Annotated in this window: 11 protein-coding genes; all 11 read right to left on the bottom strand. The window is 34.3% G+C overall.

All coding sequences use genetic code 11. The features are described from left to right. Complete coding sequence (locus FGL31_RS09835; RefSeq protein ID WP_197734180.1) at window positions 1–249, bottom strand: response regulator transcription factor; 249 nt, start codon at window positions 247–249, stop codon at window positions 1–3. Window positions 250–456: 207 nt separating this feature from the next. Further along, on the bottom strand, window positions 457–663 hold the full coding sequence (locus FGL31_RS09830) for an Hpt domain-containing protein (RefSeq protein WP_138091055.1): 207 nt from the start codon (window positions 661–663) through the stop codon (window positions 457–459). A 158-nt stretch (window positions 664–821) separates the two neighbouring features. Continuing rightward, the gene (locus FGL31_RS09825; RefSeq protein ID WP_138091052.1) at window positions 822–1,511 is read right to left on the bottom strand and encodes a response regulator; all 690 of its coding nucleotides are present in this window, start codon (window positions 1,509–1,511) and stop codon (window positions 822–824) included. Window positions 1,512–1,564: 53 nt separating this feature from the next. Then, window positions 1,565–1,795: an ATP-binding protein gene (locus tag FGL31_RS09820; RefSeq protein WP_138091049.1), complete on the bottom strand. Its 231-nt coding sequence runs from the start codon at window positions 1,793–1,795 to the stop codon at window positions 1,565–1,567. A gap of 244 nt (window positions 1,796–2,039) precedes the next feature. After that, window positions 2,040–2,426: a histidine kinase dimerization/phospho-acceptor domain-containing protein gene (locus tag FGL31_RS09815; RefSeq protein WP_138091046.1), complete on the bottom strand. Its 387-nt coding sequence runs from the start codon at window positions 2,424–2,426 to the stop codon at window positions 2,040–2,042. A gap of 12 nt (window positions 2,427–2,438) precedes the next feature. Continuing rightward, the gene (locus tag FGL31_RS09810; RefSeq protein ID WP_171017606.1) at window positions 2,439–4,259 is read right to left on the bottom strand and encodes a GAF and PAS domain-containing protein; all 1,821 of its coding nucleotides are present in this window, start codon (window positions 4,257–4,259) and stop codon (window positions 2,439–2,441) included. A 330-nt stretch (window positions 4,260–4,589) separates the two neighbouring features. Then, window positions 4,590–4,994 (bottom strand): c-type cytochrome, encoded by a 405-nt coding sequence (locus FGL31_RS23420; protein ID WP_197734179.1) that lies wholly within the window; start codon window positions 4,992–4,994, stop codon window positions 4,590–4,592. Between the two features lie 275 nt (window positions 4,995–5,269). Then, window positions 5,270–7,048, bottom strand: a complete 1,779-nt coding sequence (locus FGL31_RS09805) for a ThuA domain-containing protein (protein ID WP_197734178.1) — start codon at window positions 7,046–7,048, stop codon at window positions 5,270–5,272. Between the two features lie 140 nt (window positions 7,049–7,188). Next, a complete protein-coding gene (locus FGL31_RS09800) occupies window positions 7,189–8,325 on the bottom strand; it encodes an NAD(P)-binding domain-containing protein (protein ID WP_138091040.1) in 1,137 nt (378 codons plus the stop codon). Window positions 8,326–8,476: 151 nt separating this feature from the next. Continuing rightward, window positions 8,477–13,306, bottom strand: coding sequence for a DNA repair ATPase (locus FGL31_RS09795; protein WP_138091037.1), 4,830 nt, complete (start codon window positions 13,304–13,306; stop codon window positions 8,477–8,479). Window positions 13,307–13,322: 16 nt separating this feature from the next. Next, window positions 13,323–15,440 (bottom strand): flotillin family protein, encoded by a 2,118-nt coding sequence (locus FGL31_RS09790; protein ID WP_099371229.1) that lies wholly within the window; start codon window positions 15,438–15,440, stop codon window positions 13,323–13,325. Window positions 15,441–15,454 lie beyond the last annotated feature (14 nt).

Raw genomic sequence — 15,454 nt, 5'->3', positions numbered from 1 at the left:
TTATTTTCTCAACAAGCGATTGATCCTAATAATGAGTTCATTTGGACTGAATGGCTTGACCATAAAATCAGCGGCACCTAAATCAAATGCTTCTAGGATTATTTCTTCTTGCCCCATGCTTGATAGCATCAATACTGGCATTTTTTTCTGCAAATTTTTGAGTTCAGCCAGGATTTCAATTCCGGAAGCAAATGGCATCATAATATCACTAATTAGAAGATCAAAGTTTTCTGATTTCAAAAGTTCCATTGCCTCTTGTCCATTTCGAGTTAATCTAACTTCAACCCTTCTTTTTTAAGTTTATGCTCAATAGTTTTGAGTATTAATTCATCATCTTCAGCTATTAAAACCAGCATTATATATTACTTTATTTCGTTTAATAATTTGAGTAAAATTTCAATTTCATTTAATAGATCCTTCAATTTTTCCGGTACTGGGATTTCATTTGAATATTCATTATCCATTTGAAGGACCATTTGATTGAGCTCTACAAGTCCAGAAAGTACTAGATGTGCCTTTTAATTTGTGTAAAGTTCGTTTTAGAAGATCTGTGTCTTGCTCTTCAATCACTTGATTGATGCTCATTTCCTGTAATTGAAGTTCATGAATAATCAATCCTACAAACTCCTTTTTAAAATCTGCATCAATAATCAGTTGCTTCATCCAGTATATCGAAATCAATATGTTGCTTTTCAGATTCTTCAACACTCACACTAAATACTGACTTAATAATAGATTTATGAACAATTTCCTTAAAGTCCTTCGCCTTGACAGGTTTGGTTAGGAATTCTGATATGCCTGCTTGAAGACACCTTTCTCTTTCACCCACTTACATTACCTGCCGTAATCCCTATAATTGGTATTTCCTGAAATGGGGGCATTAATTTAATTTTTTTGGTAGCTTCTAATCCATCCATCACAGGCATTTGGATATCCATTAGAATAAGGTCAAATTGCTTTTTCTTACAAGCTTCAACTGCAAGAAAACCATTTTCAACATTAACGATTCTACAATTAGGGAGAATTTCTTCTGTTAGTCGAATATTTAATGCCATATTGACTGTATTATCATCTGCAATCAACACATCGTATACCTCATTAAATATTTGCTGTTCATCCTCATTCTCTTCAATTATATCTTCAATTGGAATGGCAATTTCAAGATTTGGCTGGCTGAGTATTCGGTATAATTCTTCAGATATTATAGGTTTTGGCAGACAATATGAATTGGGTTCTTGCCTAAATAAACTGATGTATTGTTGATCTTCTGAGGAGGTGCTCAATACAAAAATTGGATATTGCTCAGCATTTTGCTGGAATAATTCTTTGATTTTAGCGATTGTTTCCAGGCCATTTAGAATTGGCATTCTATAATCCATAATTATCGCATCAAATCGTTTTCCTGTTGACAACAGTTGAATAGCTTCAAAACCATTGCTTGCAGACGTTGTTTCTACACCTTTGTATCCCAACATGTGCTCAATAATTAGTCTATTCGGTAGAATTATCATCTACAATTAATGCAGAGTCAATTACAAGGTCGTTCTCAGGATGAAAAGGTAATTCATATGGCAACTTCGATCTCAAATGAAAATTCTGAACCAACACTTACCGTACTTTTGAGAGTTAGCTCACTTCCCATATATTTTAGAATATTATTGGAAATCGTAAGTCCTAATCCTGTTCCTCCGAATTTCTTGCTAACCGAACTGTCCTCTTGCATAAAGGCATCAAATATTTTTTGTTGCTTTTCATCTGGGATTCCAATTCCTGTATCTCGGACTGAAAATTTCAACCCTAGATTTTCGTCATCTTTTTTTGGTTTGAGCTACACGTAGCTCTATTTCTCCAGACTCAGTAAACTTGACAGCATTGCCTAGAAGATTGATTAAGGATTTGCTTAATTCTAGTTTCATCAATAAAAATAAATGCAGGAATACCTGTTTTCGATATTTAAAAGCAACTCAATTCCTTTATTTTGGGCTTGATAAAGTATTACGTGAATGACTTGATTGACAATTTCATAAAGGTTGTAACGATCAATATGGAATTCTAATTTTTCCAGATTCAATCTTAGAGAAATCTAAAATATCATTAATGATGGATAAAAGGTTATTTCCTGATTCATTAACATACTTTAAATATTGTTTTTTGAAGTTCGTTGAGTGGTGTTTTAAGGAGTAAGTCCTGAAGAACCCAATCACGCCGTTTAAAGGGGTTCGAATTTCATGACTCATATTTGCCAAGAACTCAGATTTTGCTTTGCTGGCTAAATCGGCAAGTTTCTTAGCGTTCTTTAGTTCTTCATTTTTAAGAACTTGATCTGTAATATTTTGGAAAAAAATAATAAAACCGCCTACAGATTCATCAGAAATCCTCCAAGGCCGTACTTCCCAATGGTAGTGTTGATCTTGTTTTTCCTTCAATATGAAATAATCTCATTTTGTATTTTTATAAGGGATTCCTTCCAATGCCTTACTATATATTTCTTTTCTGTAAGCAGGAACCTCTGGAAATAAATCATACAGATGTTTTTTGTCTGAAATATTATGTTGATTGAATTCATCTTTCCATTGCTGGCTAAGTGCCAAGACATTCATATCGTTACCAAACATTGCTACTGAGGCTGGCACATGGTTTACAAATGTTTGAAGCATTGCTTCTTGCATTCCTAAATCTAAGTATAGATTTTTACTTTGATCTATATCTTGAATAATTCCGAATACTCGGTCACATTTACCATCTATAAATTCTGGAATTCCTTTTATACGGACCCAAATATTTTCGTTATTAGGTTTATGAAGTTTTAGTTCAAAATCATATGGTTCACCTGTACTCACAGCATTTTGGAAGGATTGCGCTAAAAATTCACTGTCCACTGGATCAAAGAATGAAAAAACATTTTCCATTGTAGGAATAAAATCCTTATTAACTCCATGAATATTTCTTGTTGATCCAGACCAGAATATTTTATTATTTGCCAAATCTGCTTCCCATCCCCCAACTTGTGCAACAGCACTGGTTTGTTCTAATATTTGCTTCGTTGTCAACAAATCTTTTTCTAACACAATACGTTCAGTAAGATTTAAGGCTGTACTTACCACATATTGCCTTCCTTGTGGATCTTTCTCTAACATATTATTGTAGAGCCAATAAATCCACTCTCCGTTCTTATGCTTCATGACCATCATACCGCTATCTTCTCCTAGTGTTTCTATTCTTTCTAGGTAAGGATTTATTTGGTACTGATTTACTTCCGGAACAAGATCCCTCAGATTGAGACTAGTTACTTCTGCCAGGTCATAGCCTAAAGCCTTTCGGCCTTTTTCATTGACTTCTAGAATATTTCCATCAAGATCATGCATGCTCATTAAGCCAATTCCATTTTCGAAAAAATTTCTGAATTTACGTTCTGAGATTTCTAGTTTTATTTTTTCAGCATTTTCTTTGGTTATATTTCTACCGAATGCAAAGATTTCTTTGTTTTCTTTATTGTGTTTTAGGTGCCAATCAATAATGATTTTATTGTCATCATTTAATATTGAAACTGTTTTCACCTGCACTTCATCAGCATTTGTTTTAACAGATTTTAGTTTTGTTAAGATTTGCTGATCTGTTATATTAAGTAATTCAAAAAAATCTCCTTCTAATAAATCTTTTACGGGTTTATCAAAGGAATCTGCAAATGCTGGACTAATTTCTTTTATTGAGAAATCTTCATTTAATACACAGATCATATTCTGGGTAACAGAAAGGATTTCCTTAAAATAACTAGCTTGATTTTGTTTTCTTTTTGCCAATAAAACTGTGACAACAGCTTGTGCTAATTTTTCTAATTCTGTCAGCTGAGTATCTGTTAGTATATTGGAATGGTAATCGACAACACATAAAGTACCTAAAGCATATCCTCTGTCATCTAATAGCGGAACACCGGCATAAAACCTAATATGACCTGCTTGGATCAAAGGATTTGAAGATGTTCTAGGATCCTCAAATGTATCTTTTATCATCAATGGATTGCTACCCATTAAAGTGTATTGACAGACTGTATTTTTACGGTCTACCATATCTAGGTCGATCCCTATACAACTTTGAATTCTTTGGCTATCTTTCTCCATAATGGCTATTATGGATGTAGGGCATTCAGTAATACGGCAGGCTATTTCAGCAAATACATCAAGCTCAGGCATTTTACCTAGTCCGATCAATCCAAACGAATAAAGTATGTTTAAACGTTCTAATTCATTTTCTGGGACCATTGAGGTAGTCATATGTTATCAGGTAGATTAATAAGCCTGCAAGATAATTATATATCATGTTATAACATCTTATTTTATTAAGTAATACCTTAATATTGCTAATAAGTTTTAAAATTATTTTTCATTTCAATAAAAATTAATCATAATAAAATTGGGTAGTTAAAAAAAGTTTCTCCTTAAGCTATTTTAGTGTTAAAGAAGAATCTATTTAGAAATAGGATTTAATAAATAGAATAAAAATAACTGTGAGTTTAGAAAACAAATTTTAAGGTAGATATAAAATTAAAAAAGGCGTGACCTTTTACAGTCACGCCTAAAAATTCCCTTTATTTAAAATTTATTTTGTGATAGGATCCATTTGACCATTTCACTTAAATCATCATCTTTAATATTCGGGTGAGCTGCCATTGCTACTTCTCCCCATACGCCACTACCACCATTCTTAATTTTATCCATAAGAATCTTTTGGGCGTCTTTATTGTCTTTATAATGTTCAGCAACTTGTTTATAGGACGGACCTACGGATTTTTTATCCAAGGCATGACAAGATTTACAGTCAGATGCCTCAATTAAGCTTTCTCCTTTAGGTTTAGTTCCTTGTTGGTGACCAATTGGGCCTGCAGCTCCTGTAGACTGTTCTCCAGTTTTTGCGTTTGAATCACCAGCAGTATTTGGATTATAATCAATTCTAGAAATTGCAGCGTCTGGATTTTTGCCTAAACCAACCACTACCATATTCTAAAACATATATTTTACCATCAGGACCAACCTCCATATCAATAGGGCTATTAAACTTAGTGCCTGCCATGAACGGCTCCATCTTATCAAAATCACCGTTTTTGGCAACATCGTTACAGCTTTAATCCATCCCACGAATCCAATCATAAACGATTAATTTTCCATCATAATAATCTGGATAACGGGTTTCCGTTGGAAATAAATCTGTGTAATAAATTGGGCCTGCCATGGCATTTCTACCTCCGGATCCTACTTGCGGGAAATCAACAGATTCACCATAAGGATACCCAAATAAATGCAGGCATTGCCTCTGGAAGCTCTTTCTTACCAGTATTATTTCTCGAGTCGTTAATTGGTTTTTTGGGATCATATGCTGCGCCAGTTTCACCAGTTTCATAATTGTAGGCATTGTAAGCATAATTATTTCCTACAAAATACGGCCATCCGAAAAACCCTGCCTTGCGAGCTTGATTGACTTCATCATATCCACGAGGTCCACGACCTGTTGAATCATTGCTGGCATCTGGACCAACTTCACCCCAATATAAGAAACCATTTTTCTTGTCGATTGAGATTCTATAAGGATTTCTGTTACCCATTACATAAATCTCTGGTTTTGTATTAGGTTCACCTTTCGCAAATAAGTTTCCTGCCGGGATATCGTATGTTCCATCTTCCTTCACAGTAATCCTCAAAATCTTTCCTCTCAAGTCATTTGTATTTCCAGAAGATCTCTGCACATCATATTGTTCATGTCCTTCTCTAGAATCCCTTGGAGAGAAACCATTGCTTACGTATTTTTGATTGGGTTCATCAAATGGTGTTGAATTATCACCTGTCGATAAAAATAAAGTTCTATCTTTTCCAAAGGCTAAAGAACCACCAGTATGGCAGCAGATATCACGTTGAGAATAAAATTGTAATACTACTTTTTCAGATGCCATATCCAATTTATTGTCTTTGAACACAAACCTTGACAATCTGTTTACGGAAGTATCTTTAGGACTATAAAAAGCATAGATATAATTGTTTTTTTCAAAATCTGGATCAATCGTCAATCCCATAAATCCTTCTTCAGCATTTACATTAGGAACTTCTGTTTTATGGTATACATCCAATAAACCTACTTGTGATACTGAATTTGTAGCTTTATTAAAAAGCAATAATTCACCACGACGTTGAGCAACCAAGATATCTAAATTAGGTAGGATAGCCATTTCTGTTGGCTCAAAGAATTCTCCCTCAACCATAGTTACCTTTTTAAACTGATCAGCTGCAGGAACTTGCTTGGTAGTTGCCTTTTTATAATCTGAAACATAGTTTTTGCCAATGGCATATTCTATACCGCCCAACAAATGCTTCAAGAATTTAGGATCTGAATAAATTCCTTCCTCATGTCCAAGACTAGTGTAAAAAGATCTGCCGCCATCATAATCATGGTACCAAGCAACAGGAGTTTTCTCAACCTCTGGACTATTGAAAACAGATTTGTCAACCGTCATTAATACCTTAACTGGTTCGTATAATTTTTTAAAGGTGTACCATTCGTCGGTGATTTCCCAAGTATCGTCCATACCTTTAGTAGCAGGGTGAGATTTATCAGCAATTGATAAAGTTGCCTTTTTCAATACAGGTTCTGATCCAAAATATCCACCTACCAATCGATTATACCAACCCCAATCAACTTCTGAATCAGCTGCTGAATGAATTCCTACATAACCTCCTCCTGCTTGAATATATCTTTCAAAGTCGGCTTCTTGATAATTGTTTAAAACATCACCAGAAGTATTTAAGAATATCACCGCAGAATAATTTTTTAGAGAATCTTCAACAAACCTATCGGCATTTGAAGTGGTATCTACATCAAAATTATTTTCAAGACCTAATTTTTGAATTGCCGCATTCCCTTGATTTATGGAATTGTGGTGAAAACCGGCGGTTTTACTGAAGACAAGAACCCTCGGTTTTCCGGGACGTTTTTGTTGGCAAGAACTTATCACTACTACCAAAATAAGCAGAAGATAAATCTTGGAAAAACAATGTTTGATCATATTTGAGTTTATTAAATTTTAGAGTGTTTTAGGTTTCGCTAATCCAATTTAGCAAATGTAAACTTAAAAACAAATATGCAACTTAAAATTTCAGTCTGATATAATGCATTAAAAAAATTACAACTTTCACTACTATTAGGTTATTTCAATAAGTTTAAGGTTTCGATCAACTCTCTAGCTGCTACTCTTCCTGCCCTGTTGGCACCGATTGTGGACGCTGATGGACCATACCCGGTCAAATGGATTCTGGGATCTTTTTTTACCTGAGTTGCCAACTTCCCTGACATCTCTATTCCTTCAAGATCATTCACTAAATCCAATGATTTAAGATGGTCCAATGAATGTCTAAAACCGGTATTCCAAAAAATCACGTCTGCTTCTACTTTAGTACCATCTTCCCATTTGACGCCTGTTTCGGTTATTTCTTGAAACATTGGCTTTCTATCCAACACACCATTGGTCAACATATCTTGAATTGCTGGAGTAATGGGCAATCCCGTTACAGAAACCACAGATTTTGGGGGCAAACCTTCTCTTACTCTTTCCTCGACCATGGCTACAGCTTCACGTCCTAAGTCAGGATTAAATTCATAATTCCGAAAATCAGGAGGGCGCCTAGTTACCCACGTTGTCTTTGTAACTTTTGAAATTTCCCCTAATAACTGTACTGCTGAAATTCCACCTCCAACGATAATTACATGCTTACCGACAAACTCTTCTGCGTTTATATATTGACCAGTATGCAATTGTCGCCCTTTAAATTTTTCCCAACCGGGATATTTTGGACAATGAGGGGTCTTCCATGTACCGGTAGCATTAATAATTCCACGGGCAGAAAACTGGACATCATTAGTTTTAATCAAAAATCTTCCATTTTTTTCAGTCACTTCCTTAACGCGAATAGGTCGAATAACAGGCAATTCAAATGTCTTCTCATATTTTTCATAGTACTGAGGCAAGGCTACATTTGCTTGAAGTTCTTTATCATCTTTATTTACCGCTTCAGAAAATCCCATTCCCGGAAGATCATTAATTCCGTTAACATTGCTGAGTGTTAGTGAATTCCAACGATGTTGCCACGCTCCTCCTGCTCCGATTTCATCATCAAGTACTACAAACCCTTTTCCAGGTTCAATTCCTTCTTTCTTAAGATAGTAGGCAGCTGACAAACCAGCTTGACCAGCTCCAATAACCACGATGTCGACCTTATAAAAAATATCAAGTTTTGATTTTGGAGTGTCGGAGCCTTCTCCTTTGTTACTTATAGCTTTATCCATGTGACCGAAATAAAAATTATGAAAGATTTATTTAGATAAATCTTATACCAAATTTAAAACAATCTTTTAAGGACAGGCATCAAATTCCAAAAAGAAATGGGCAACCTCAATAGATTTTGCCCATTAAATTTGTCTTATTAATATTTGAAATTTAATTCATTTTAAGGTTTTTAATAGCTTTAATAATACCTTCTAAATTATCATTGAAGTCCAAAAGTTGAGTATACATTGCATTATCTTTGCTTACTCCATTGTGCTTATTGTTCTTTTTGAAGATTTCTTTTATGTCATTCCACCTTTTTGATTCTTCTTCATTTATAAGTCCAGCGAGTTCTTTTAATTTCAACAAATTACTTTCAGTATCAGCGGTCAATGTTTGTGACTCGCTTTCGTAATGTGTTAGAATCAATTGGGAAATCTCATTTTTATTCATGATTGGAATAACTTGGGCTACGAGCTTATTCATATTTCTATAAGATCCTTGTAATTTAAAAGGTGGTTCTGAACGATAACTATCTTGCATAGCAGCACTCATTATATAGTTCTGATTTACCTTGACCACAATATCCCTTATTTTCAAAACATGATTGATCACAGCAATAAAGGCGTCAATATCTTGTTTCTGATAATTCCCTTCTAAATCTGGCAACTGATCTTTACCAGAAATCACATAATCTATTAATGCATAAAAATCATCATAGGATTTGCTAGCTATAACCTCTAGATATTTGTTTTCAATAGCTGCATTTTCGATAAGACTTAAATTGAATAAATCCTCGGTGTCTCCAATGACATCACCTAGATTGTAAACATCTGCTCTATTGGCAAGCATATCTGGAATTTGAAATTTCGAACCACTTTCAGTATACGGGTTGCCGGCCATTACGACACAAAAACGTTTGCCACGCAGATCATATGTTTTGCTTTCTCCGTCGAAGATTCCATCTATCTTTCTTTGTCCATCTGCCAAGGAGATAAATTTCTGAAGAAACTCAGCGGATAGATGTTGAATATCATCCAGATATAACATCACATTATCTGCCATTTCAAATGCTAAATTTATTTTTTTCAGTTCTTCTCTTGCTCCTGAGGTTTTTGCTTCTATCGGATCGATCGATGTAATCGAATGTCCTATTGTAGGGCCATTTACTTTCACAAAATGAAATCCAACAATCTTTGCCAGATATTCCATTAAGGTAGTTTTACCATATCCTGGTGGAGAAATTAACAATAGCATGCCCATTCTAGCAGTTCGCTTATTATCTCCAGCTTCACCGATTTGTTTTGACAGATTTCGACCAATCAAAGGAAAGTATACTTCATTAATCAGTTTATTTCGAACAAATGATGTTAAGACCTTAGGTTCTAGCTCATTTACTTTTAACTCTTTGTTATAATTCTTGATAATCGAATCTTTTATCATATTAAATGAATTAAAATTTGGAACCTTATTTTCAACAAAGTCATTCATTTTTTTCATAAAATCATGATACCCAATTTGCAAATGACCTTGTTTTAAAACAGGATGGTTTCCTTTTAAGCCCTGTACATCAAGCAGGTCTTTTCCAAACGAAATTTCGTATTTATCCTCAGGAAACAATAACAAAGTTGCTGTTTCTTCTACTACTCTTTCATATAAACCTTTTTGCTGTGTTTCCTCAATGAAGGCTTTAATCCAATTGGTGACTAAATAAAATCTATCGATCCAATTAAATAGTTCTTCATTGATATTTTTTTCAAATTCTTGGGTTGCCTTTTTACTTTCCAAAAATCTGACAAACTCTTGTTTTAGGTGATCCGCATTTTCACTTATGGTGAACTTATTGAATTTTATAAAAGTTTGAAAAAGATAATTAGCAGCATCATTCGTATTAAAATTGCCTAAAGGTACTGTAGGTATCCACTTAACAAGAGAATTTTCAATTTCTTTGACAACTGATTTATATTCTTGTGAAGTTGGGAAAAATTTCAACACGGATGCCATTGTCTGAACCATAGAAGAAAGCCTCTTTTGTTCATTGGATTGCAGGCTATGCCAAAATAATTGCGCTGTAGCTCTTAAATTGGAATCATACCTCAAAAGTTCCAATTTATCATGAACCTGCTTTAAATCTTCAAATATCAATAGGGCATCATAATTATGAACTCCTTTCACATAATTCTCGGAATAGTTTTTTTCTGCTGTTTGATTAATGAAAGATTCAGCATTAAAATCAAGATTATCTGCTTCCAATAAAGTTTTATAAGCTAAATATTCGCTTCTATAAACCTCGTTGTTTTCTGAGACAAGTTCTTGTTCCCATATATCTTGGTAGTTCAATAACTCTTCAGATTTGACCTTTTGATAAAAGCTAGTTCCAGTGAGATGGAAGAATAATTCGTTATTCCTTCTTACCAAAGTAAGGTTCAACGCCTGTTTATTTACTGAAAATTTATGTTTGCCTAAAGAAATAACATTTTCACCATCTACAAACAACTCACTTTTATCCCTCAGCACTCTTAGCGCATCTTCTTGAGATTTTTTCAGCAAATTCTCTAAGTTCTCTGCTTTAGACACATCTGAAATTTCTCTCAGCTGAGTAACCAGCTGTCGGATTTTATCAATCATTAGGTCTGAAGCATAAAAGCTTAGTATTTCTTCTCTAGATTTAAAGGTTCCAGCTTTATTCTCGATATTTTTCAAAACCCTCAACCCTATTTGCTCTAAAGAAGCTGAACGTTTGTTGACCTGCTCTAATATTTGCTCTCTTCTTGAGTTGAATGCTTTGATTATTTCATCTCTCTTTTCAGAAATCTTCAGTACAAAATCTGTAAAATCCGAAAATTTACTTTCAATCTCTTCTAATTGAACAATAATCTTGGTATAATATTCATCTACTTTATCTTCTGTTGTTGAAAGTTCTAAAAAATTAGTCACAGACTGTTCCAACAACCTTAATTGTGCGGAAAATTCTGCTACTGCTTCAGTACTCTTTAAAGAGTCTAATTTTCTGGTCAATTGAGCTTTAACTTCATTCAATGAAGAGAAAATCAATGAAATCTTTTCGACAATCTTCGTTGTTTGAGTAGAGTCATTGATTTTTAAACTATTTAAAATATCAATCAGCAACTCCAGCTCTGCAGAAATTTCTATATTTCTTTCCTCAATTACTTTGGAATCGAAAACTTTTTCAATTTTTTCAACGCTTTCTTTTTGTTCAAGAACTTTTTGTTCATAAATATTTAAAGCTTCATCCTTTAGTAGATATTCGATTGTTTTGTCTGAAAGATTGGCTGTAATATTTTTTAACTCTTCCAAAAGTTTATCGACGGAATCAACATTAACATATCTTACATTTTTCAGATCAATGACTTCCCCTTGCAAACTTCTAGCCTCAGCAAGTTGATGCACTAATTGTTCTAAATTTTCAATTTGGGTACTGTTAATCTGAAAATTGAGGTTGACTAGTTTCTTATTTGAATGTTCGACCTGTTCTACCGCAAACTTCCTTTGAGATTGGACTTTAACGAACTCATCAATAGCTGAATTGGCAATTTCTTCAATTTGTTGCAGCGATTCACCTAAATTATTGAGTTCAGTATTATTTATCCAGAAATAACTGTCTATTATTGACCTAGTCTTCTTTTGAATGTCTTCATACAACCCTTCATAACTATCCTCCTTATTGATTAATTGGATAACCTCTTGGGATTCGGCCATTGCTTGAACGATTTGTCTATTCCCAACTTTATAGACGGGATCATCCTGTTTTTCTTCTTTTTCCTCAAAAATAGTAGCATAAGGAGTATCCCAAATTTGAACCTGATGATGTCTAGTAGCTTCAGCCTCAGTTCTAAAATAAATTAAATCTCCATTTTTGAATATTGTAAATCCATTACAAATTATCGGAGTTTCAACAACTTGTTGAATGATATTATAAGACATCAAAATATAGGTATTAGACTCTACATGACAATAAACATATAGATAATCCTCCCCATTAGGAGATGCAACTTTTTTGAGGAAAGTTACATTTTCCAATAAACTGTCAAATATTTTATAAGAACCATTTTGAAGGTAATACCCGTTTGAAAAAATTACTCCTTGATTATCCGGAAGTAGAACAACTGAATTATTTAAGGATTTAATATTTACAACTTCTTTGGTCCGCAGGTTGAATATGTAAGCTCTAAAATCCTCTTGATATGGTTTTATTCTAATGGCTATTAGATTTCCTAAATCGGCATAATAATATTCTGCATCATCTAATTGCTGATCAGTATTAAAAACTTTCTCTGAATATATTCCTTTGCCTGAATCCGTATTATCTTCGATTTTAAAAGTAATATCGCCATGCAATGCTTCAATAAAAACCTTGTCTAGAATAGAGATATGTGGAAATTTACCAAGCCTCCTGTCCTCCAGGTTTGTTTTTACCCAATCAAACTCAAATTGAATCGGTGTTTTGACTTCATGAATACTGCGATCATTTTCATAAATCAGTTTTCCATCTTTTATCAACCACTTGAAAGCCTTAAGATCTTCAGGATTTTTGCTGGTTTGAAAAATAAAATAAATATAGTTCTCTGTTCTCCGGAATTTTGAAAAGATAGAATCTCGATAATACTTATAAAGATTTTGATAGTCATTCAAGAAATTCGCATCCTCAATTAGGTTTAAAGGTTGAGGAATAAACTGACCCTCTTCATATTGATAGATACTGAATACATCTTCTAATTTGATCTCTGTCCTTAATCCAAAGTGAACATTATACCCAAAAATACAGATATTGTCTAAGGCATGAATACCTCTGGCAACGCAGTTATTTTCAGTTGTAATCCTTTGGTTCGCTTTAAGCACGAAATTTGTAGAATTGAAAACTTCTTTACGGGCATTATTGAGTTCATTCAGTTTCCTTGTAAGTGTTTCCTTCTGCGTTGATAAACGCTTTTTAATAATTTCGTACGCTCCAGCGTCTAAAGTTTCATTGTTCTCTACCATCCGTCAATAAACTGAGCTATAAATTGATTTTCTTGTTAGAAATCCCTAGATTTTTTGCCATTCCAAATAATGAATTGATAAAATTAGAATCTTCAACATCTTCCTTTGCTGTAGCTGCATTTTGCAGTTTTACTAGTGCTGCAGAAATCGTTAAATTCTTAATATCATTTGATGAAACACCATATTTGTCTGCTAAGGATTTTATTTTCTCCCCTAAATCACCATTCCCATCTTCACCAATCAGGGAATTCTTAATATCAGTTGCATGTGTTGAATTATTAATCAAATGGTCAAAACCTTTAGCATTAGAAACTTGACGCACGATATTCTCAAAGAACATAGTTTCTCCACCAACGATGTCAATCTTAGCAGATTTCAAGGCTTCGGCCAATACTGCTGATTGAGCATTTGCAATATCTTTTTGGATATTAATTTGAGCTAGATCAATATCGCGCTCTTTCTGTAAGTGCAATTTGAATTCTTCGTGTTCTTTGCCCACACTATCCAGTTGTTTCATTGCCGCAGCTTTTTCTTCGATTCCTTTTGCTTCAGCTAGTGCTTTTTCACGAACTACTTCAGCCTCAGCTAAACCTTCTTTACGTAATGCTTCAGCTTTTTTCTCGATAACAGAAGCTTCTTTGGTTCCTTGAATTTCTTGTGCTTCTGCTTTTGCTACCATTACTTCAGCTTCTGACAATCCAATTGCAGCTTCTTCCTTCGCTTGAGCTTCAGCAATGATTTTTCTTGCTTCAGCTTCTTTTGATGAAGCCTCTTTTTTCGCTTCAGCATCTATCAATAACTCTTGTGCTTTCTTCTCTGCAATTTTACGTGCCGCTTCGGCATCAATAACTTTTTTCTCAGCTTCTTGTTCAGCCGCAATTTTAGCTGCTTCAGCAGCTTTCACTGTAGCAATTAGACGCTCCTCTGCCTCCTGAGATGCTGCTATAACACCTGCCTGTTTCTTTCTCTCCACATCACGGAACACCTCAATATCCTTGACAGCTTGTTGCTCTTCAATAACCCCCTTCTCCAATTGAACTCTTTCCTTAATAACTCCCTGAATGCTCTTCTGTTCGGTTTCTATAGAACGTTGCTTGTCTATTTGTGCCAATGCAACAATACGCTCCCTTTCAGTAGCTTCCAAAGCGCGATCTTTCTCCACTCTTTCAGTTTCTACCGCATCAGTTCGTAATTTGCTCTTTTCTGCAATAATGATTTGTCTTAACTTGTTCTCTTCTTGAATAGCCAATGCTTCTTCAGTTGAAATTCTAACAGTTTCTGACTTCAAACGCTCCTCTTCACGAACCTTTACAATTTCAGCCTCTTCGCGAGCTTTGATATTGTCGACTTCACGACGCTGTTTCTCTTCCTTCTCAGCTAATTGTCTTTCTAATTCCAAAATTGCTTCTCTAGCCTCAACATCTTGCTTTTTGATAACTTTCTCTTCTTCTCGACGAATTAAGTTAGCATTCATGTTTTGCCTAGCTGTCAATTCTGTAATCTTTTTGATCCCTTCAGAATCTAAAATGTTCTCAGTACTTAAGAACTTCAGTTCGGTCTGTTCGAGATAATCAATAGCACAGTCATCCAAGATATATCCATTTAAATCTGTTCCGATGATATTCAAGATTTCATCTCTGAATTCACGACGTGCCTCATATAATTCGGTAAAATCAAATTTCTTGCCTACGGTTTTCAATGCTTCAGAAAATTTAGCTTCGAAGATACTTTTCAAAGTTTCTGGATCAGAAGCTCTGTCACAGCCTAAATTCTGTGCAACATTAATAACATCATCTACAGACTTATTTACCCTGACGAAGAATGCTACTTTTATATCTGCACGGATATTGTCCTTACAGATCAACCCATCTCCCTGCATTCTATTGATTTCAATTTTCTTAACGGATATATCCATAATTTCCATTTTATGGAATACCGGAATTACATACATTCCTTTATTGAAGGCAACCTTTGTACCTCCTACACCAGATCTTACAATCGCTTTTCCCTGAGGAATTTTCTTGTAAAACATACTGAGTATCACAAAAAATGCGAAGATTATAAAAACAATGGCTCCAATAGCAATTAACACTACTCCTGTTATGCCATCTACAAATAACAACGTCTTGCTCATAAAATATAATTTTA

It is taken from the genome of Sphingobacterium daejeonense (assembly GCF_901472535.1).
Classification (GTDB): Bacteria; Bacteroidota; Bacteroidia; order Sphingobacteriales; family Sphingobacteriaceae; genus Sphingobacterium; species Sphingobacterium daejeonense.
This window is presented reverse-complemented; position numbering and strand designations above follow the sequence as displayed.